The organism is Marinobacter sp. EhC06, from assembly GCF_001650915.1.
Classification (GTDB): Bacteria; Pseudomonadota; Gammaproteobacteria; order Pseudomonadales; family Oleiphilaceae; genus Marinobacter.
Genome location: NZ_LXYO01000038.1, coordinates 74287 through 94296, shown reverse-complemented (window position 1 = coordinate 94296; position 20010 = coordinate 74287). Strand labels below are relative to the sequence as shown.

Below are 20010 nucleotides of genomic sequence, written 5' to 3'. Positions count from 1 at the left end.
TTACCGGTATTGCCGTGGCACCCGCCCGGTAATGCCGGTCATAAGCTCGTAGGAAATGGTGCCGGCGCAGGCGGCCACCTCGTCAACCCCCACGGTGCGCCCCCAGAGCTCGACACTGTCGCCCTCCTTCGCGTCCGGCGCACCGGTGAGGTCAACGGCCAGCATATCCATGGATACCCGGCCGATGAGCCGGATTCGCTGGCCATTGATGGCCGCGGGGGTGTTGGTGCCGGCATGCCGGGGGTAACCATCGCCATAACCAATCGCCACCATGCCCATTCGGGTGTCCCGGTCGGCAACCCAGCTGGCGCCGTAACCAACAGACTCTCCCGCTGGCACCATACGGGTGCTGATCAATGGCGCTTCCAGCGACATCACCGGCTCCAGACCAAGCTCCGGGCCGGTCTTGCCTACCATTGGCGAACCGCCATACAGCATGATTCCCGGGCGGCTCCAGTCAAACATCGGCTGGTCCGGATGAAAGTGGGCGGCCGAGTTGGCAACGCTCTTCATCAGCCCCGGGAAAGCAGAGGTGGCCTGCTCAAACACCGATGTCTGCTGCGCCGTCATGGCGCTCTCAGGATCGTCGGCACAGGCGAAGTGGGTCACAAAGCCCAGCAGCCCCTTGTCAGCACTAATGGCCTCGAGCTTGCCCATGACTCCGGCCAGCTCGTCCGGGTGAAAGCCCAGGCGGTTCATGCCGCTGTTCACTTTCAGCCAGAACGCCGGTCGTGCTTCAAGGCGCTCCAGCCACGACAGCTGCTGGAAACTGTGAAAAACCGGCTCAAACCCCTGTTGGGCGCACTCCTCGATATCCGCGTCGGCGTGCACCCCCTGCAGCAGAACCACCGGCTGCACCAGGCCGGTTTCCCGAATGGCCCGAGCCTCTTCCAGGCATGCCACCGCGAATTTTGGTGCCAGGCCGTCAAGGGCCGAGGCCACCGGCCCGATACCGTGGCCATAGCCATCGGCCTTGACCACCGCCATCACCTGCGCCCCGCCGGCCCGATTCAGGGCAGTCTGGAAGTTCCGGCGAAGGGCGTCGAGATCAATCCGGGCAACAGTGCTGCGGGGCATCAATACTCCCCGCCATAATCGCTGTAGTCACCGTGGGCCAGATCCTCGAATTTCGTGTACTTGCCGATAAATGCCAGGCGGATAGTGCCAATGGGGCCGTTCCGCTGCTTACCAATAATGATCTCGGCAATGCCCTTATCGGGGGTATCCTCGTTATAGACCTCATCCCGATACACGAACATGATCACGTCGGCGTCCTGCTCGATGGCGCCCGATTCCCGCAGATCCGAATTAACCGGGCGCTTGTTGGGCCGCTGCTCGAGACTCCGGTTGAGCTGGGACAGCGCCACCACCGGGCAGCTGAGTTCTTTGGCAATCCCCTTGAGGGACCGGGAGATTTCCGAAATTTCGGCCGTACGGCCTTCGGTGTTTCCGGGCACCCGCATGAGCTGCAGGTAGTCGACCATGATCAGGCCGATCTTGCCATCGTTCTCCCGGGCAATACGCCGGGCACGGGAGCGCATTTCGGTGGGGCTCAGGCCCGGCGTATCGTCGATATAAAGCGGTTTGTCCTTGAGCAGGCTCACCGCTGAAGTCAGCCGGGGCCAGTCATCCTCTTCCAGCTTGCCGCCACGGACCTTGGTCTGGTCGATGCGCCCGAGCGACGACAGCATACGCATGGCGAGGGCATCCGCTGGCATTTCCATACTGAACACCAGAACCGGCGTGCCGGTACTGATCAGGGCATTTTCAACGATGTTCATGGCGAAGGTCGTCTTACCCATGGAGGGGCGACCCGCCACAATGATCAGATCCGAAGGCTGCATGCCCGAGGTCTGCTCGTCGAGATCCTTGAAGCCCGTCGTCAGGCCGGTGGTCTGCTCACCCGACTCAAACAGTTCCTCAATCCGGCTCAGGGTCTTGGCCAGAATGGGGTTAATGGCCTGGGGGCCGGAACCTTCCTTGACCCGCGCCTCGGCAATCTGGAATACACTACGCTCGGCTTCGTCGAGAATTTCATTACTGTTCCGGCCGAGCGGGTTGAAGGCCGAATCGGAAATCTTGCCGGACACCTCCACCAGCTGTCGCAAAATGGAGCGCTCGCGGACGATATCGGCATAGGCGCGGATGTTTGCGGCACCGGGGGTTTTCTCGGCCAATTCCGCCAGATAAGACAAGCCACCGGCATCTTCAATATCGCCGGCGCGCTCCAGGAATTCGGCCAGGGTGACAACATCCAGCGGCTCGCTCTCACCAGCGAGGCGCTCCACTGCGCCAAAGATCAGGCGGTGATCCTGTCGATAGAAATCGGCGGCCGAAATCACTTCCGAGATCTCGTCGAACCGGCGGTTGTCGAGCATCAGGCCGCCCAATACCGCCTGCTCTGCTTCCACAGAATGGGGAGGCACCTTGATACGACTGGTTTCGAGATCAGTACTCGCGGGCTTCAGATTGGGCTTGGCCATGAACACATCTTCAGTTGGACATCGTAACCACGACAGTTTAAGCGACCTGCCGCAGCAATGGGAGAGGGTTACAGGGACTTAACAGCATACCAGAAAGCAACAGGCCCGAAAGCCGCGAGATGCGGTTCGGGCCTGTCAGGTTGGCCATCGCTCGGCCTCAGAAGAGGCAGCGACGGCCACCAGCGCATTACCAGAGCCGGGAAAACCCCGACGCCGTTTTCAGAGAAAACGGCTTACTCGGCAACCACCGCCAGCTTGACCGTTACTTCAACGTCGGAGTGCAGCTGAAGCTCGATCTCGTACTCGCCAGTCACCCGGATCGGGCCTTCCGGCAGACGAACTTCGCTCTTCTCGACTTCGGTACCACCGGCAGTGATCGCGTCAGCAATGTCGCGCACACCGATAGAGCCGAACAGCTTGCCTTCTTCACCAGCTTTGGAGCTGATGGTGAAAGCAGCACCCTCGAGAGCCTCGGCGCGAGCCTGGGCGGCAGACAGCTTCTCAGCAGCTGCTTTCTCAAGCTCTGCACGACGCTCTTCGAACGCCTTCAGATTTGCTTCTGTGGCAGGCACAGCCTTGCCATAAGGAAGCAGGAAATTACGACCGTAACCGGCCTTAACCTTTACCTTGTCACCCAGGGAGCCAAGGTTTGCAACTTTCTCGAGCAGAATAACTTCCATCTCGTTAACCTCTTCGTGCTTTATTCAGCCGGCCCGGCAGGGCTTATACGCCTCCGGATATCCAGCCAGCTATCCACAAAAGCCAGAACCACTAACAGAATCATCAGACTTGGGCCCAAAAGGACCAGTGCGACATAGAACATCGCCAGCCAGTTCCCACTGAGCTTTTTCAAACCAACAACACCGTGCACAAGTGCCAGGCTGGCGAGGAACAGCGGCGTTCCCGCAGCCCAGGCCAGCAGCATGGAGTTCAGTCCGAGGAACGGACCAACCACCATGGTCACCGCACACAACACCGCAATTGGCGGTGAAAGGCGCAGACCATGAAATTCCTTGCGGAATCCACCGGGGTTATAAAGCCCCGCCTGCCAGGCCCGCGCCAGCATGGTCATGCCCACACCCGTTGCCAGGTAGGTGCCTGCCATGCTCGCGTTCATCGTGTCCCGGATAACCCTATCGAGGTCATCGCCGAGACTCTTCGCAATTTCGGCATTGTACTGTTGGTAAAAACTCACCCCGGCCTGGACCAGATCATCCAGTAACCCCGGGTAGACCACAGGCAACATCAGGCCTGTGACGATTGCGAGAAAACTTCCCGCAAGCAGAGCTTTTTCCCAGGACAGCGTGGTTCTGATCAGTGACGCCATGAGCATAACCTGGAGCAACACAGCCAGAGCAGTCGGGTCCTGCCCGAAAATGCTCCAGCCAAGCGCCGGAAGTAATGCCCAGAGCCCGATATTGAGCCCCTGACTGATGCCGAGCCTCAGGATTACCAGGCCGACAACGGCTGCGCCAATCCAGAACAACAAGGGTACGGCAGTTGTGACTGCTGCTACCCCGCCGGCCTGGAGGGGACCGCGCATTACATACTGTGCAAGTGCACGCATGGTCCCAAGTCCTGTGTTTCTGTTACTTAGTTATCGTGGCTGTCCGAGTACGGCAGCAGTGCCAGGTAGCGGGCACGCTTGATAGCGGTAGCCAGCTGACGCTGATAACGTGCTTTGGTGCCGGTGATGCGGCTGGGCACGATTTTGCCGGTTTCAGTGATGTAGCCTTTCAGGGTGTCCAGATCTTTGTAATCGATCTCCTTAACACCCTCTGCCGTGAAGCGGCAGAACTTACGACGTCTGAAAAAACGAGCCATAACTTAACTCCTCAACTCCGGTTAATTACTCTTCTTCGTCCTGGGTTTCAGCACGCTGACGTGGCTCGTCAGATTCGGCTGAACGACGCGGGCGATCATCGCCGCCACGACGGTCTTCACGGGACTCGGAAGCTTTCATCGGGGACAGGTCTGTATCCGCACCATCACGGCGCAGGATCATGTCGCGGATGATTGCATCGTTGAAACGGAAGTTGTGAGTCAGCTCGTCCATCGCGGCCTGTGAACATTCAACGTTCATCAGTACGTAGTGAGCCTTGTGAATCTTGTTGATCGGGTATGCCAGGTGACGACGGCCCCAATCTTCCAGGCGATGTACCTTGCCGCCATCTTCAGTGATGACGCCGGTATAACGCTCGATCATCGCGGGCACCTGCTCGCTCTGATCCGGATGTACCATAAAAACGATTTCGTAGTGACGCATGAGTTCTCCCTACGGTTTAAACAGCTTCCTTTTTACCGGCACGGCTTTGAACCCGCGACCGACAAACATGAAAGCAAGGAGTTGACAGCATTCTGCTGCCGGTTTCTTTTTGCTTTATCAATAAGGCTTTACAAGAAAGGCTTGATCAAAAGCTTGGCCCCGTATTGCCTGCATTCAGGCAATACAAAACCACCCCTTGGAAAAGGGGTCACGTATTCTAGGCGGGGAATGCCCTGTGTGCAAGGGTTAACCAAGCCGTTGACGCAGGGCTTCGTATAGGCAAACACCCGTAGCCACGGATACGTTGAGGCTATCCACGTGGCCGAGCATGGGGATATTGATCAGCTGGTCACAGTGCTCCCGGGTCAACCGGCGCATGCCCTTGCCTTCCGCCCCCATCACCAGGGCCACCGGGCCCTTGAAATCGGCCTGGTAGAGCGTTGCGTCCGCCTCACCGGCGGTGCCGATCAGCCAGACCCCCTGATCCTGCAAACTACGCAGAAAGCGGGCGAGATTGGTAACCCGCACAAAGGGCACAGTCTCGGCAGCACCACAGGCAACCTTGCGGGCAACCGGGGTCAGCGAAGCGGACTTGTCCTTGGGGACAATGACCGCCTGAATTCCCACGGCATCGGCGGTGCGCATGCAGGCGCCAAGATTATGGGGATCGGTCACGCCATCCAGTACAAGCAGAAACGGCGGCTTGTCACTGCCCGCCAGCTGCGCCAGCAGATCGTCTTCCGTCCACTCCCGGCTCTCACTGACGGCCGCGACAATCCCCTGATGCACTCCGGACACGCGCTCGTCGAGCTCTTTACGATGCACAACTTTCCAACGCACACCCAGGCTATCCAGGGCATCGGTAATGCTCTTGACCCGCTTATCCTGCCTGCCGGTCTGAATCCAGACCTGCTGTAAACGTTCTGGCTCGCGCTTGAGGACAGCCTCAACCGCGTGCCAGCCAAACACAAATTCTCCGGACACTGATTCTGCTTCCTGTTACTTGCCTGATTTGCGCGGCTTGGCTTTCTTATCGCCTTTGCCAGCGGCACTGCCTTTTTTGCCTTTCTTCAGGGCAAGCTTTGCAGCTCTAGCTACCAGTTCGTCCCTGGCAGAGGGTGTTTCATCGTCATCAAACGTCTCGGGGCCCGCCTTTTTCTTCTGCGAAGCCGGGCGTTTCCTCGGGCGCTTCGGGCCAGACTCGCCGGGTGACGCGCCTTTCTGGCCAGGCCTGGTTCTGCCGGAGGGCTTGCCACCCTTGCCAGGGCCGCGTTTTCCCTTTCCTCTCTCCCCTTTATCAGGAACCTTGAGAGCGTCACGATCTGCCTGCCGGTGAACCGGCTCGCTGATCAGTTCCAGGTCTATCTTCCGGTCTTCCATACCGACCCGAACAACCTTCACCCGGACCTCATCACCAAGCCGGAAACTCATTGCCGTGCGTTCACCGATGAGACGATGTTTGGCTGAATCGTGATGGAAGAAGTCGCCGCTCAGCGTCGACACGTGCACCAATCCCTCTATGTAGACTCCCGAGAGCTCAACGAAGAAGCCAAAGGGCACCACTGAAGCAATCACGCCATCATAGTCCTCACCGACATGATCACTCAGGTACTCACACTTCAGCCAGGCCATGACATCCCGGGTGGCGTCATCGGCACGCCGCTCCGCCATGGATGTATGCTCACCCAGCTGCTCCATCCGGGCCAAATCGTAGGGATACTCGGAAAGCTCGGGATCCGGCTTCGGAGGCGGAACCACATCCTTGGACGGCTGCCCTCCGTGAATCACCGATTTGATGGCCCTGTGATTAATCAAATCCGGGTAACGTCGGATCGGCGACGTGAAGTGGGCATAACCCGCATAACCAAGGCCAAAATGGCCACCCTCTTCAGGACTGTATACCGCCTGGCTGAGTGAACGCAGCATCACCGTCTGGATCACATTGGCATCCGAGCGGTCCTTGATACTATTCAGCAGTTCCTGATAGTCCGCAGAGGTGGGGTTATCGCCACCACCCAATTGCAGCCCCAACTCACCCAGGAACAGCCGAACCGCGTTGAGCCGCTCTTCTGAAGGGCCATCGTGCACCCGGTAAAGTGCCGGGAGTTTGTGTTTTTTCAGGAATCGCGCTGTCGCAACGTTCGCGCACAGCATGCATTCCTCGATGATCTTGTGGGCATCGTTGCGCTGCACCGGAACGATCTCTTCGATTTTCCGGTCGGCGTCAAACACGATCTTGGTTTCGGTGGTTTCGAAATCGATTGCGCCACGCTCGGTACGGGCCTTGCGCAGCAACTGGTAAAGGCCGTAGAGATTGTGTAACTGCGGGAGCACATTGGCGTATTGCTCACACAGCTTGTAGCCCTGCTCGGTGTCCGGGTGCTCCAACATGGTGCTTACCTTGTTGTAGGTAAGCCGCGCATGACTGAACATGACCGCCTGATAGAAGCTATAACTACTGATGTTACCCGCGGCGCTGATGGTCATATCGGCCACCATGCAGAGACGATCCACCCCGGGGTTCAGCGAACAGAGGCCATTGGACAGCTTTTCCGGCAGCATTGGCACGACGTGATCCGGGAAATAAACCGACGTACTGCGGTTTACCGCCTCTTCATCCAGCGGTGTACCCGGCCGGACATAGTGGGAAACGTCGGCAATCGCAACCAGCAGGCGATAGCCGCCACGGGGCCTTGGCTCGCAATAGACGGCATCATCGAAATCACGGGCCGTTTCGTCGTCAATGGTTACCAGCCTGAGATTGCGGATATCCTTCCGGTTGGCCTTGTCTTTCTCTGTGACCTCTTCCGGAATTTCTGCCGTCTGCTCACCAACAGCTGGCGGCCAGCTATGGGGAATGTCATAGGAACGGATGGCAACGTCAATTTCCATCCCCGGTGCCATATGTTCGCCAAGGACCTCAACAACCTTGCCCAATGGCTGCGTGCGCACAGTGGGCTGGCGAACTATGTCCACCACAACGTACTGGCCATGGCGGGCATTGCCGCAATTTTCCTGGGGAATCAGAACTTCATGGTTGATCCTCGCGTTTTCCGGAACAACGAAGCTGATACCGCTTTCCTGGAAAAAGCGTCCCACCGTCTGACTGGTCCGGTATTCCAGAACCTCAACGATCACGCCCTCGCGTCGACCGCGATCGTCAACCCGATCAACCCGTGCCGCCACGCGATCACCATGGAACACCTGGCGCATCTGCCGAGCGGTGAGAAACAGATCAGAACCGCCATCATCCGGCACCAGAAAGCCGAAACCGTCTTTGTGGCCAATTACCCGACCGGTAACCAGATCAGCTTCTTCGATGGGGAGGTAGGCGCCACGCCGGTTGCAGATCAGTTGCCCATCCCGACACATGGCAATCAGTCGCCTGCGAAGAGCCTCAATGCCCTCCTCTGACGACTGCCCAAGCTCTGAACACAATGTTTCATGTGTTGCGGGCGCCCCGCGCTCCTTGAGGTGCGAGAGGATAAATTCCCGGCTTTGAATAGGATTATCGTATTTCTGGGCCTCACGGCTGGCGTGAGGATCCCGGTCGTTTTTCTTCCTGGAAACCATTCGGATCCTTGTCCTGAGGCTGTGCCAACGCGGCACAGTTTAGATTCGTTTGCAACGAGTATAACGTTGGGATGCAGCTCCTGCCTATCAACCTGCCCGGAATAGGCATAAATACCTGCCATTCTTTTTGCGAAAAAATGTTTGACAGCCCAGGCCGGAATTATTAAAGTACGCGCCATCGGTTGAGGGACACACCTCAACGCTGGCAGAAACGTTTAGTTTTCAACAAGCTAAAGTTCTGCAAATCACCTGCCGAGGTGGTGAAATTGGTAGACACGCTAGCTTCAGGTGCTAGTGGGGGCAACCCCGTGGAGGTTCAAGTCCTCTCCTCGGCACCACTTCCTCCCTCAGGAAGTGGCAAATTGGCTAGCCGGCCAAATTCCAGATCCCTTTGAATAATCGCCGATTTCTGTAATTCCTTTGCCTGCAGCCAGAAAAAAATCGGGCGCAATATTGCCTATTGCAGCAACCCAACCAGATACTCAGACAAACGCTGGTAGCTATACTCCACCCGCGCATAAGCGGAATTGGGCACACCCTCGAACTCGCGCCCACAGTCACCACCCGCATTGTATGGTTTAAGGTAGGCATCGCGAATTAGATTCGGTTGTTCAGCAACAAAGCCTGGTCCGTCAGCTGCAGGGTAATTCATCGCCCATTCGAAACTGCCATCACCGGTCACCCGGGACAGCTGGAGCCGAATCGGATCGAGGAATCCATAGCGCAACAGTCGCAGATACGGCGGCTCATCTTCAGAAAACCCCCTTCGATCGAACTCAAGAACCGGATCGGTAAAGCCTTCTGGCTGTGGTTCATAGCCTGAAAACTGGTACGCCTGAACGCCGTTTACAACCTGGTTTGCTTCGGCGGCATCCTCCTGAGGGTCACAGCGGTTGATACCGGCGGAAAACGTTACGGCTTCCACCTCACTGCCCTGCTCTGAAATCCGGTAACCGGGAAACACGGACGACGAATTTTCGGTTTCCGGAACCAGCGTACGGGTTGCCCCGTCACGAATCTCTGCAACCAATTCCACGAGATCACCACTGTCCCTCGTCCAGCTGTAGGTAACCTCTGGAGGGCCGCCCAGCTCCGTTGAATCTGCCGAAATCCCCCTGTGCACATGGCAGGTGGTGCTGGTCTCGAAGTAAATGCGGCGGTTGTCCCAATCGAAAATCAGGCGTTCATCCGTGCCCTCCTCGTCGAAATTCAAGCGGCTCTGATCCGAAAGCGCGGCGGACGGTAGCCACTGGGTTTGCAGGTCCGCCATATAGCCATTCACACCGATCAGTCTTGCCAGCTCCGGCATGGAGGGTGCCAGACAGCCGTTCGCGGAGACCGATAGCAGGCGCCCGCCCTCACTGTAATCGAAGGCCAGCTCGGCGGAGATCTGCAGGCCGGAGCGACTGGCAGGCAGAGTGTCCTGATTGGCGGGCTCGGCGTAGACCTTCTGGCTGGTCAGCAGCACCGGGTCGCTCAGTTCCACATCCACTTCGGGCAGCGTCAGGGCATCAACGTCGACATTGGCAAAATCACCCTGGGCGGCGGCATCAACCACGGCGATGACATCGCCGGCATTCTGTACCAGAGACACACCCAGTAGAAACGCCGCTTCCTTGCTCAGGAATCGCTCCGTGCCGTCACTGTCTCCCGCTGCCAGCAGGTCGTTATAGGCAGCTGGAATCTGGCTCGCCATGAACCGTGCCAATGCCCTGGCATAGGCGTGTGAGCGCTCGTCCCGGGCGAGGATATAATCGCGCACCAGATTCAGATCGGCCAGGCTGGCAGCGATGCCTGAAGGCGTTTCCAGGAACGAACCCAGCCCGACGATGCCCCGATAGCGGGCCAGTGTTGTCAGTGGCGTGATATTGCGAACACCGGGAGGCGCCGACATCAGATAGGCACTGGCCACCGGGACGTTACCGTTGCGAGTTTCCTCAAGTGTTTTACCCGGCAAGGCCACGGCATGCAGCGAATAGTCTCTTGGATCAAGGTCCGGGCCCACTGCAGGATCCAGAACCAGCTCCGAAATATCCATTACGAAACGACCGCCGGCACCACTCACTGCAGTGGGTTCGCCCGAAGCAAGGGTGACTTCACTGCCGTTATCCAGTTCTATAACCAGGGGCCCCGGCGTGAACTGACTGTCACCATCCAGATCCAGCCACACCCGAGCATTCTCGAGGTATCCGTCGATGACCTTGCCGGTATAGGGTGCAGGTTCACTGTACTCCACGCCATCGAAATCCCGCCCGTCCACGGGCAGCTGGTCGGATTCCTCACCGCAACCGGCCAGGGTGAGAGAGAAAGCAGTAACAGAGAGACCAATGAGGCGTTTCATCGCGGCAACCGTTTATCCTTGTTAGAGGTTGTGCCGCTACTTTAGGGGATGTGATGGCCGGAGACCTTGATAGGTTTGGCAATTTGTAAAGTTTGGTAACTGGCGCCCCGTCTGATCAGCGAGTTAACCAGACGAGACACTGGTCACGACGAGCAGCTGTAGTGGGAATACCCACCAAGATTGAACAACTCTGACGGCTTCAGCCGGTAGTAGTGCGACTCGACGGCATTCGATTGCTCGGCGTAAGGTTGCGTCAATACATCCTGCAACTCTCTCAGTGGCCGATAATCACCCTCGGATGCCCGCTGATAGACAGGAACCACGAACCACTCGCGCATGGTGTATTTCGGGTTCACGCGCTTCATGCTCCGGGAGCGTTCCTCGCGGAGCCGGGAGCCATCGCCAGCCCCATCGAGTCCAGTTTTTGATTTCCACTGGGCAAGCCAGTCGGACCAGCGCTTAAGCAGCCCTTCCGACTCGGCCCCTCCTGCTTCATCCAATGGCCTGTAAAAGCTCTTTTTTATGGGCTCAATGTCGTCAGGTATCGACGAAAGCTCACGAAAGAATATCGTGTAATCCACTGGGGTTCGGGTCATCAGCGCTATCAACTCCCTGAAGAGTTCAGAGTCAAAAACCTCAAGGCCTAACTTCGCTGCCCACATCCTCTCCATTTCCGCCTGCATCACCTCCGGAAAGCCGCTATGAATCTCGTCGAGTTGAGCCAGTTCATCCTCGTGAGCGCCTAGCAGAGGCCTCAAGGCTGAACAGAAACTTCTAAAGTTCCTTTCCGCTGCCGCGGGTTGGTTCAGGAAAGAGAAGTGCTGTCCGCCACCGGTCCATGGTTGGTAAAAGGGTTCAAATACCTCACAGAAGCCGAAGGGGCCGTAATCCAGTGTGAAGCCGCCGGCGGCGCAGTTGTCACTGTTGAAATTGCCCTGGCAGTAACCAACCCGGATCCAGTTCGCGACCAGGGAGGCAAGGCGGCTGCGGAATTCCCGCGCGAGCATCAAGATTTTTGTGGGAGTATCGAGGGACTGATCAATAACGCCGTTATACTCCCGATCAATCAGGTGCAGTACCAGTTGCTCGAGTTCTTCAAGCGCACGGGGATGCTCCTGCTTTCGGGCCCTGCGACCAAAGAGTTCAAGTTGGCCCACCCGAATGAATGACGGGGCCACACGCGTGGAGATGGCTACCGGCTCCGAAATGAGCTGGTCCGGATCCAGGGCATGAGAGCCCTCGGAGTACCAGGGTCGCCGCACTCTCTCCGTTTTCGATACATACAGACTCAGAGACCGGGAGGTCGGTACACCCAGGGCGTGCATGTGCTCCTGCGCCAGGAATTCACGCACGCTGGAACGCAAAACGGCACGTCCATCGGCACCGCGACAATAGGGCGTCTGGCCGCCACCCTTGAGCTGCATTTCCCAGCGCTGACCGTTCAGAACAGCTTCCAGTACTGAAATTGCTCGGCCGTCGCCATAGCCGTTGCCGGTCTGGAACGGGCACTGCTGGGTGTATTCGGTGCCGTAGATGGAAAGCGCGTAACCACAGGCCCAACCGACTTTGCTCATGGGCTCCGGCACGAGTGAGAGGTCTCCGGAGAACATCCGGATAAAGTCATCGGATTGGGCCAGGCTGTCCGCAAAGCCTAGTTCGCGGAATAAACTCTCGCTGTGGCCAACGTATTCAGGGGTCTCGATGGGCGTGGGCCTGACCGGAACATAGTGCCCTGAAAAAACCTGTCTTGGCCGGTGGTCAACGCCATCGGGAGTGGCATCCGGATCACGGTTCAGACTATCCATCAGTGAATAGTCAGCCATCGGTGCAAGTTCTTCGAGGTTGGTCACTTCGAGACTGGTATCTCGCGACAACGGCTGTTTCATCTGTGCCTCTCCTGATCGAAGGAAACGGGCAGTGCCAGCACTGCCCTCAGTTGCCCTTATAACCAGAACTTCAGGCCATGCTCAGAATGAACGGGCAACGATTTCCTTCATGATTTCGTTGGTGCCGGCGTAGATCCGCTGCACCCGTGAGTCCGCCCAGGCCCGGGCAATCGGGTACTCCCACATGTAACCGTAGCCGCCGTGAAGTTGAACACACTCATCCATCACTTTGCACTGCAGGTCTGTGGTGAGCTGCTTCAGCATCGCCGCGGTGGGGATGTCGAGCTTCTTGTCCAGATGCAGCTCCAGGCACCGATCGGTGAACACCCGGGCAGCGGTAATCTCGGCCTTCATTTCCGCCATCTTGAAGCGGGTATTCTGGAACGCAATCACCGGCTTGCCGAAGGCGTTGCGCTCCTTGACGTAATCCAGGGTCCACTGCCAGGCGGCTTCAGCGGCGGCAACAGCACCCAGAGCCACCTGAAGACGCTCGGCCGCCAGCTCCTGCATCAGTTGGAAAAAGCCCTGGCCTTCGCCCGGACCGATCAGATTCTTCTCAGGTACCTTCACATCCTGAAAGAACAGCTCGGAGGTGTCCTGGGCCTTCATACCAACCTTGTTCAGGTTCTGACCTTTTTCGAAACCTTCCCACGCGGTCTCCACCATGAACAGACTGATGCCCTTGGCGCCTTCCTTGGGATCGGTCTTTGCAACAACAATAACCACGTCAGCAAGCTGGCCGTTAGTGATGAAGGTCTTGGAACCATTCAGCACGTAATGATCGCCGTTTTTCACCGCCGTCGTTTTCACGCCCTGCAGGTCCGAGCCGGCACCCGGCTCCGTCATGGCAATGGCGCCAATCATTTCGCCGCTGGCCAGTTTGGGCAGATAGTAATTTTTCAGCTCGTCGGAGCCATAGTTAAGAACGTAAGGCGCGACAATGTCAGAGTGCAGGCCCCAGCCTATCCCGGTCAAGCCCGCTCTGGCGACCTCTTCAATCAACACCGCGCTGTACCGGAAATCCGCGCCTACGCCGCCAAACTCTTCTGGCAGGCAAGGGCAAAGAAAACCCAGCTCACCGGCTTTCTGCCAGAGCTCGCGGCTAACCTGGCCGTCTTTCTCCCACTGATCATGGTAAGGCGCCGCTTCCTGCTCCAGGAACTTGCGGACAGAATCTCGAAAGCCTTCAAGGTCGGCGTCGAAGAGAGTGCGTGGAATCATGGTGAACCTCGGTGAATAACCTGTGTTGTGATTGTCGTTCACCAAGTCTCTGCCCGGAGGCCCATTTGCTCAATGATGAAAAGCATCAATCGGGCTGACCAAAACCATCGCTACGAGCGGCTTCAGCCCTTGCGCTTGTCCTCGGCACGGGCCTCACCCCAACGGGGCATCAGGTCCTGGGGCAGGTTCAGATGATCAAGGATTCGGGCGACAATAAAATCGACCAGATCCTCAAGGGACTGCGGTTTGTGGTAGAAGCCGGGGCTCGCCGGCATGATGACGGCACCCATGCGGGTCAGTTTCAGCATGTTCTCCAGATGCACCTCGGAGAAAGGCGCCTCCCGGGGCACCAGAATCAGCGGGCGCCGCTCCTTCAGGGCCACATCACCGGCCCGCTCGATCAGGTTGTTGCTGGCACCCGTTGCCAGGGCCGAAAGCGTTCCGGTGCTGCAGGGGCAGACCACCAGCGGCGCTTTCTCGCCGGAGCCGGAAGCCGGCGGGGCAAACCAGTCTTCCCGCCCAAACACCAGAACCTGGCCCGGCTCCGCGCCGGTATAGGCAGACAAGGTTTCCTGCATCGCCGGCGGCGTCCCCGGCAGCTTCAAATCGGTTTCCGTGGCGATCACCACTTGCGCGGCCCGACTGACCATCACATTCACACGGCAGCCCGCTGACACCAGGCACTGCAACAAGCGCAGGCCATACTGGGCACCGGACGCGCCGGTGAAGGCCAGGTTAACAGTTGAAGGCCGGTTCTGGTCGTTGCTCATGGATGTCGCCACCTGTCGGTCTGAAAAAGTCGCCGGTTGCGCCCGGTCAGCCACGAATACGCTCAAGCTCGGAAATAAGTTTACCGTGAATACCGCCAAAGCCCCCGTTGCTCATGATCACAATGTGGCAGGGGCTGGGAAGATCTTCCAGGGTGCGTGCCAGCAAGTCCTCCACCGTAGCCTCCACCCGGTGCCGATCGGAACCGGTATTCAGCTCCTGCCAACCGGCAATCAGTTCCGGCAGCCAGTCCATATCATTCAGGTTGGCCCACAGAACCCGGTCCGCGGTTTCCGCACTGGGCAGCAGCGTCTGCTGGTGGACGCCCTGTTTCATGGTGTTTGAGCGCGGTTCAATCAGCGCCAGGATGGGCTCGTCACCCACCTGGTTGCGCAAGCCCTCAAGGGTGGTGGCAATGGCGGTCGGATGGTGGGCAAAGTCGTCGTATACACGCACGCCGTCTATGTCCGCCAGCAACTCCATCCGCCGTTTGACGCCGGAGAACCGGCACAGAGCTGCTACCGCATGATCCGGAGTGACGCCCACGTGACGGGCAGCAGCAATGGCAGACAGGGCATTGCGGACATTATGAAGACCGGTCTGATCCCACTTCAGCGTTGCCACTGGCTGTTCGTGGTGAATCACCAGAAATCGGCTGCCATCCTCCGAGAGCAGCTCGGCACGCCAGTCCGACATGCGCGGGGTCTCGCTGCCAATCGCAGTGTCCTGCACCGGGCTCCAGCAGCCCAATTCCAGAGCTTTATCCAGATGGCCGTCCACCGCGGGTCGGATGATCAGACCCTGGGAGGGGACAGTTCGAACCAGATGGTGAAACTGTCGCTCTATGGCTTCGACATTCTCGAAGATATCCGCGTGGTCGAACTCCAGGTTGTTCATGATCAGGGTGTGGGGCCGGTAATGGACAAACTTGGAACGTTTGTCGAAGAAGGCGCTGTCGTATTCGTCCGCCTCGATCACAAAAAAGTCGCTGTTGCCCAGCCGGGCCGAAACGGGAAAGTCCCGGGGAACACCGCCAACCAGGTAACCCGGTTCAAACCCGGCCTGATCCAGGATCCAGAGCAGCATGGACGTGGTTGTGGTCTTGCCGTGGGTACCGGCTACCGCCATTACCCAACGGTGCCTGAGCACCTCGCGGCTCAACCATTCGGGCCCGGACATGTAGTCGATATTCCGGTTGAGTACCGCTTCGACTTCCGGATTGCCGCGGGACATGGCGTTACCGATGAGCACCAGGTCCGGTTTCGGCTCCAGGTGATCCGGGCTATACCCTTCCATCAGACTGATACCCTGAGCCTCCAGCTGGGTGCTCATGGGCGGATAAACGCCCTGATCGGACCCGGTCACGGTATGGCCCAGTTCACGGGCCAGAACGGCCAGGCTGCCCATGAAGGTGCCACAGATTCCGAGGATGTGAATGTGCATTCGGCGACTGCCCCCTGTGTTGAAACCCGACAAGCCTCCCGTATCCGCCCCACCCCGTCAAGAGCCACGCTATCCGCAATCCTGCTCATGAAAATTGCCGGCGATTGGCGTATCATCTGCGCCATTGTCGAACCAGCAGGAGGCTCCAGCCCGAGATGGCCATCAAGAACGCATTTTACGCTCAGTCCGGCGGTGTCACCGCCGTCATTAATGCCAGTGCCTGTGGCGTCATCCAGACCGCCCGAAAGCATCCGGACAAAATCGGCAAGGTGTTTGCCGGACGCAACGGCATTATCGGGGCGCTGAAGGAAGAACTGATTGATACCAGCCTCGAGAGCGACGATGCCATCCAGGCACTGATTCACACCCCGGGGGGCGCTTTTGGCTCCTGTCGCCACAAGCTCAAGAACATTTCCGAGAACCGTCGCGAATACGAGCGGCTGATTGAGGTGTTCCGGGCCCACGACATCGGCTACTTCTTCTACAACGGCGGCGGAGATTCCCAGGATACTGCCTACAAGGTCTCCCAGATCGCCGACAAGATGGGCTACCCGATTACCTGTATTGGCGTACCCAAGACCGTGGATAACGACCTGCCTTTCACCGACTGCTGCCCCGGCTTCGGCTCGGTGGCCAAGTACATTGCCACATCCACCCTGGAAGCCAGCCTGGACATCAAGTCCATGTGCGAAACCTCCACCAAGGTGTTCATCCTGGAAGTCATGGGCCGCCACGCCGGCTGGATTGCCGCATCCGGCGGCCTGGCCGGACAGGGCGAGGGCGAACCACCCCACATTATCCTGTTCCCGGAAATTCCTTTTGACCGTGAAAGCTTCCTGGCGCGCGTGGATCATTGCGTGAAGGAATACGGCTACTGTGTTGTGGTGGCCTCCGAAGGTGCCCAGTACGAAGACGGTCGCTTCCTGGCGGATGCCGGTGCCAAGGACGCATTCGGCCACACCCAGCTTGGTGGTGTTGCCCCGGCCCTCGCCAATATGGTCAAGCAGGCACTGGGCCACAAGTACCACTGGGCCGTAGCGGATTACCTTCAGCGCAGCGCCCGCCACATCGCCTCCGCCACTGACGTGGAACAGGCCTATGCCGTTGGTAAGGCCGCGGTGGAAATGGCCCTGGAAGGCAAGCAGGCACTGATGCCCACTATCGTCCGGGAGCAAGGAAAGCCTTACCGCTGGAAGATTGGCGAAGCGCCCCTCAGTGAAGTGGCAAACCAGGAAAAAAAGATGCCGATTCACTTCATCACCGACGACGGCTTTGGTATCACCCAGGATTGCCGGGACTACCTGGAGCCGCTGATTGCCGGTGAGAGCTTCCCACCGTTCGATAATGGCCTGCCACGGGTCGCCAAGCTCCAGAACACCTTGACCGAGAAGAAGCTTAAAACCGATTTCCAGCTGTAGTCCTTTTCGGCCCCATCGGGAATCAAAAAAGCCTGACAGATTGACTCTGTCAGGCTTTTTTCTTTGTTCGGGGAACCATCGGCCCTGGTTAGCGGGCCAGTTCCGCCTGGTGGTCGCGCACGTAGGCATAGAACTGATCAAAACCGCCCACGTACTGGCTACCGACAAGAATCTGGGGCACGGTATAGACGGGCCGGCCAATCCTGTCGGCGATGTCCTGCTTGCTCATACCCTTCTCGATCATATCGACCCAGACATAGGGAATGTTTCTGGCCTCACACAGGTGCCTGGCCTGTACACAGAATCCACAACTTGAGCGGCCGTAAATCGTGACCTGCTCCATAAACACCTCCCTAAAATCTCTGCCGGTGAATTCCGGGATTAAAATCGCATGAAAGAATCATGACACGGCACCCGGTAATTGAAAATTGATGCTTTGAATCGCCGCCATAGTAGCGGGCCATCATGTTCTGAGGCGGCTCAGCTCACGCTCCAGAACCTGCACCTCGTTGTCCAGGGCCTGGCCGCTGCCCTTGACCCGGCCGGCAAGCTCCCGGAGATCGTTGGCGGCATCGCCGATGTGAGTGAGGTTGCGATTGATTTCCTCGCTCACCGAGCTCTGTTCTTCCGCGGCGGTAGCCACCTGGGTTACATGCTCCACAATGGTTCCGATCCGGTCGACGACGGTGGCCAGTGAATGGGCCGCTTCCTGGGTACCATCGACTGCCGAGGTGGCGCGATCAACGCCACTCTGGATCACCGAAACGGCGCCATTCACATCCTGCTTGAGGCCGTCGATCATGGTGCTGATTTCATCGGTGGATTCCCGCGTCCGCGAGGCCAGCGTACGGACCTCATCGGCAACCACGGCAAATCCGCGCCCCTGTTCGCCGGCCCTGGCGGCCTCGATGGCAGCGTTGAGGGCGAGAAGGTTGGTCTGTTCGGCGATGCCACGGATGACATCCAGAATCCGATTGATGTCCTCACTACGATTGGCCACCTGCCCGATTGCCGTACTGGCCTCCCCCATATCGTTGGCAACCGCGCTCACGCCCTTCACCGCCGATGAAAGGGTATCCTGGGTAAACCGGATGCCATCCTGGGCCATACGCGCATTATCCGCTGCTTCGCCGGCAAATCCGGCCACTTCCCCTGCAGCGGCAGACATTTCGTTCATGGCGGTCACCACGCTATCGATGTCCTGATGCTGCCGGCCGGTCTGCTCATCGGTCTCAACCGCAATACTGCCCACATCCCTGGCCTGCTCCCGAACCTTGGCGTTTACGCCCTTCAGGTCATTGATCATTTCCCTCAACCGGGCCAGGAAGGCATTGAACCCGCCGGCCAGCTCGATCAGTTCGGCATGAGTGTCGATTTCCAGCTCACGGGTCAGGTCCCCTTCGGCGCTGGCCAGGTTCTTCATACGATCCCGGATTTCATCCAGTGGCCGGGTAACCGAGCGCACCAGGAGCACCAGAGCGACGATGGCGAAAACCACCACCGCGATCCCCACCAGGGTCTGGCGTGTGGCTGTCGCGGCGACTTCGTCTGACAACAGACCGGTAATTTCCGAAACGCTGGCGAGCGCGGCATCCCGCGGCAACTCGATCAGCAGCGACCACTCGACATCCGGCAACCGGATTTTAACAGGATACGCCACGGCCAGGGTCTGCCCGTCATCAAAGGTGCCCTCACCCCGGTGCAGCCCTGCGAAAGTGTCGCCATGCTCGGGCACGGCTTCCTGAAGAGGCCGGCCAAGCTGTTCCTCATAATGACTGGAGGCCGCGATAAGCCCCTGCTCACTGATCAGCGTGACACGGGACTGGCCGCCGAACAGTTCCTGACTGACACCGGCAATGGTTCGTTGCAGTGTCGAGAGATTGATGTCGACACCCACCACGCCGGCGAATGTTCCGTCATCCAGAATCGGAACCACCAGGCTGGTCATCAACTCCGAGTAGCCTTCGCTGATTTCGTATTCGTAGGGTTCCATGATGCAGGGTGACTTGGTGTCCCGCGAACACAGGTACCACTCTGCTTCCCGGATCCCGAATTCGTTCAGGCTGTCCAGATATTTGGTAGCCGGGTCTTCCGTGCGGCTGAACTGGACCTGGCCGTCCGGATCCCGGTAGTAATAGATCTCCAGGGTGCCCTCATCGCTGCTGTGTTCTTCAACACCACCGGTGAAGTAGCGATCCTGGCCATCGTAGCCATCAGGCTCGAACTGGGCGTAGATTGAACTCAGGCTTTTCTGCTCCTCCAGAACTGCGCCAACGGTCTCCTGCAGGGCTGTCCGGCTGATACGCCCGGAGCTGTCAGCCTGAATGTTTCGGATAATGACATTGCGAACGACTTCCGGGGTTCGAAAGGCGGTCGCGAACTGGCCACTGACCAGTTCGCCATATTTGCCGGCGGTTGCGCCGAGCTGATCCATCACAATACCCTGCACCGTATCCCGGGTTTCGGCCGTCAATCTCTCTTCCATGTCTCCGAGTGACAACTGGGCCGTAACCACGATGCTGATACCCATAATCAGGAGCAGGGACACAACGAGGGCATAGAGCTTGAAGCGGAGCGATAACTGTTTCATGGTAAGGCCGGACCTGCGGAG

Annotated in this window: 16 protein-coding genes and 1 tRNA gene; 2 read left to right on the top strand and 15 right to left on the bottom strand. The window is 58.4% G+C overall.

Going from position 1 to position 20010, the window contains the following annotated elements; genetic code table 11:
• The 8 genes from alr to rnr form a co-directional block, all read right to left on the bottom strand.
• Positions 1-1077 (bottom strand): alanine racemase, encoded by a 1077-nt coding sequence (gene alr, locus A8B84_RS21065; protein WP_064227064.1) that lies wholly within the window; start codon positions 1075-1077, stop codon positions 1-3.
• Positions 1077-2483, bottom strand: coding sequence for a replicative DNA helicase (dnaB, locus tag A8B84_RS21060; protein ID WP_064227063.1), 1407 nt, complete (start codon positions 2481-2483; stop codon positions 1077-1079). The genes alr and dnaB overlap by 1 nt, the downstream gene beginning before the upstream one ends.
• Before the next feature lie 233 nt (positions 2484-2716).
• Positions 2717-3163, bottom strand: coding sequence for a 50S ribosomal protein L9 (rplI, locus tag A8B84_RS21055; RefSeq protein WP_064227062.1), 447 nt, complete (start codon positions 3161-3163; stop codon positions 2717-2719).
• Between the two features lie 20 nt (positions 3164-3183).
• Positions 3184-4050 (bottom strand): hypothetical protein, encoded by an 867-nt coding sequence (locus A8B84_RS21050; RefSeq protein WP_064227061.1) that lies wholly within the window; start codon positions 4048-4050, stop codon positions 3184-3186.
• Positions 4051-4076: 26 nt separating this feature from the next.
• A complete protein-coding gene (gene rpsR / locus A8B84_RS21045) occupies positions 4077-4307 on the bottom strand; it encodes a 30S ribosomal protein S18 (RefSeq protein ID WP_007154918.1) in 231 nt (76 codons plus the stop codon).
• Between the two features lie 25 nt (positions 4308-4332).
• Entirely contained in the window at positions 4333-4749 is a 417-nt protein-coding gene (gene rpsF / locus A8B84_RS21040) for a 30S ribosomal protein S6 (RefSeq protein ID WP_008176389.1), read from the bottom strand.
• Between the two features lie 246 nt (positions 4750-4995).
• A complete protein-coding gene (gene rlmB / locus A8B84_RS21035; protein ID WP_064227060.1) occupies positions 4996-5733 on the bottom strand; it encodes a 23S rRNA (guanosine(2251)-2'-O)-methyltransferase RlmB in 738 nt (245 codons plus the stop codon).
• A gap of 15 nt (positions 5734-5748) precedes the next feature.
• Positions 5749-8322, bottom strand: a complete 2574-nt coding sequence (rnr, locus tag A8B84_RS21030; RefSeq protein ID WP_064227059.1) for a ribonuclease R — start codon at positions 8320-8322, stop codon at positions 5749-5751.
• A gap of 251 nt (positions 8323-8573) precedes the next feature.
• On the opposite strand from rnr, the gene A8B84_RS21025 reads away from it, so the two are divergent.
• Positions 8574-8660, top strand: a tRNA-Leu gene (locus A8B84_RS21025).
• A 119-nt stretch (positions 8661-8779) separates the two neighbouring features.
• On the opposite strand, the gene A8B84_RS21020 is transcribed toward A8B84_RS21025, so the two are convergent.
• The 5 genes from A8B84_RS21020 to mpl all read right to left on the bottom strand — a co-directional run bounded on the left by A8B84_RS21020 (position 8780) and on the right by mpl (position 15981).
• Complete coding sequence (locus A8B84_RS21020) at positions 8780-10663, bottom strand: hypothetical protein (RefSeq protein WP_064227058.1); 1884 nt, start codon at positions 10661-10663, stop codon at positions 8780-8782.
• A 143-nt stretch (positions 10664-10806) separates the two neighbouring features.
• Positions 10807-12549: a protein adenylyltransferase SelO gene (locus tag A8B84_RS21015; protein WP_064227057.1), complete on the bottom strand. Its 1743-nt coding sequence runs from the start codon at positions 12547-12549 to the stop codon at positions 10807-10809.
• Positions 12550-12630: 81 nt separating this feature from the next.
• Entirely contained in the window at positions 12631-13770 is a 1140-nt protein-coding gene (locus A8B84_RS21010; RefSeq protein ID WP_064227077.1) for an acyl-CoA dehydrogenase family protein, read from the bottom strand.
• A 122-nt stretch (positions 13771-13892) separates the two neighbouring features.
• Positions 13893-14540 carry a flavin prenyltransferase UbiX gene (locus A8B84_RS21005; RefSeq protein ID WP_064227056.1) on the bottom strand — a complete coding sequence of 216 codons (648 nt, stop codon included), beginning with the start codon at positions 14538-14540 and terminating at the stop codon, positions 13893-13895.
• 46 nt (positions 14541-14586) lie between these two features.
• Entirely contained in the window at positions 14587-15981 is a 1395-nt protein-coding gene (mpl, locus tag A8B84_RS21000; RefSeq protein WP_064227055.1) for a UDP-N-acetylmuramate:L-alanyl-gamma-D-glutamyl-meso-diaminopimelate ligase, read from the bottom strand.
• Positions 15982-16136: 155 nt separating this feature from the next.
• On the opposite strand from mpl, the gene A8B84_RS20995 reads away from it, so the two are divergent.
• On the top strand, positions 16137-17399 hold the full coding sequence (locus A8B84_RS20995; RefSeq protein ID WP_064227054.1) for a 6-phosphofructokinase: 1263 nt from the start codon (positions 16137-16139) through the stop codon (positions 17397-17399).
• Between the two features lie 88 nt (positions 17400-17487).
• Here A8B84_RS20995 and A8B84_RS20990 read toward each other — a convergent pair whose 3' ends face one another.
• Together A8B84_RS20990 and A8B84_RS20985 are read right to left on the bottom strand one after the other, a co-directional pair.
• On the bottom strand, positions 17488-17742 hold the full coding sequence (locus A8B84_RS20990; protein ID WP_064227053.1) for a GrxA family glutaredoxin: 255 nt from the start codon (positions 17740-17742) through the stop codon (positions 17488-17490).
• Between the two features lie 120 nt (positions 17743-17862).
• Positions 17863-19989 (bottom strand): methyl-accepting chemotaxis protein, encoded by a 2127-nt coding sequence (locus tag A8B84_RS20985; protein WP_064227052.1) that lies wholly within the window; start codon positions 19987-19989, stop codon positions 17863-17865.
• Positions 19990-20010 lie beyond the last annotated feature (21 nt).

What these genes read in the sequence shown, in the direction of transcription:
- alr (WP_064227064.1), bottom strand. Translation starts at nt 1,077, where the DNA reads ATGCCCCGCAGCACTGTTGCCCGGATTGATCTCGACGCCCTTCGCCGG.
- dnaB (WP_064227063.1), bottom strand. Translation starts at nt 2,483, where the DNA reads ATGGCCAAGCCCAATCTGAAGCCCGCGAGTACTGATCTCGAAACCAGT.
- rplI (WP_064227062.1), bottom strand. Translation starts at nt 3,163, where the DNA reads ATGGAAGTTATTCTGCTCGAGAAAGTTGCAAACCTTGGCTCCCTGGGT.
- A8B84_RS21050 (WP_064227061.1), bottom strand. Translation starts at nt 4,050, where the DNA reads ATGCGTGCACTTGCACAGTATGTAATGCGCGGTCCCCTCCAGGCCGGC.
- rpsR (WP_007154918.1), bottom strand. Translation starts at nt 4,307, where the DNA reads ATGGCTCGTTTTTTCAGACGTCGTAAGTTCTGCCGCTTCACGGCAGAG.
- rpsF (WP_008176389.1), bottom strand. Translation starts at nt 4,749, where the DNA reads ATGCGTCACTACGAAATCGTTTTTATGGTACATCCGGATCAGAGCGAG.
- rnr (WP_064227059.1), bottom strand. Translation starts at nt 8,322, where the DNA reads ATGGTTTCCAGGAAGAAAAACGACCGGGATCCTCACGCCAGCCGTGAG.
- A8B84_RS21020 (WP_064227058.1), bottom strand. Translation starts at nt 10,663, where the DNA reads ATGAAACGCCTCATTGGTCTCTCTGTTACTGCTTTCTCTCTCACCCTG.
- A8B84_RS21015 (WP_064227057.1), bottom strand. Translation starts at nt 12,549, where the DNA reads ATGAAACAGCCGTTGTCGCGAGATACCAGTCTCGAAGTGACCAACCTC.
- A8B84_RS21010 (WP_064227077.1), bottom strand. Translation starts at nt 13,770, where the DNA reads ATGATTCCACGCACTCTCTTCGACGCCGACCTTGAAGGCTTTCGAGAT.
- A8B84_RS21005 (WP_064227056.1), bottom strand. Translation starts at nt 14,540, where the DNA reads ATGAGCAACGACCAGAACCGGCCTTCAACTGTTAACCTGGCCTTCACC.
- mpl (WP_064227055.1), bottom strand. Translation starts at nt 15,981, where the DNA reads ATGCACATTCACATCCTCGGAATCTGTGGCACCTTCATGGGCAGCCTG.
- A8B84_RS20995 (WP_064227054.1), top strand. Translation starts at nt 16,137, where the DNA reads ATGGCCATCAAGAACGCATTTTACGCTCAGTCCGGCGGTGTCACCGCC.
- A8B84_RS20990 (WP_064227053.1), bottom strand. Translation starts at nt 17,742, where the DNA reads ATGGAGCAGGTCACGATTTACGGCCGCTCAAGTTGTGGATTCTGTGTA.
- A8B84_RS20985 (WP_064227052.1), bottom strand. Translation starts at nt 19,989, where the DNA reads ATGAAACAGTTATCGCTCCGCTTCAAGCTCTATGCCCTCGTTGTGTCC.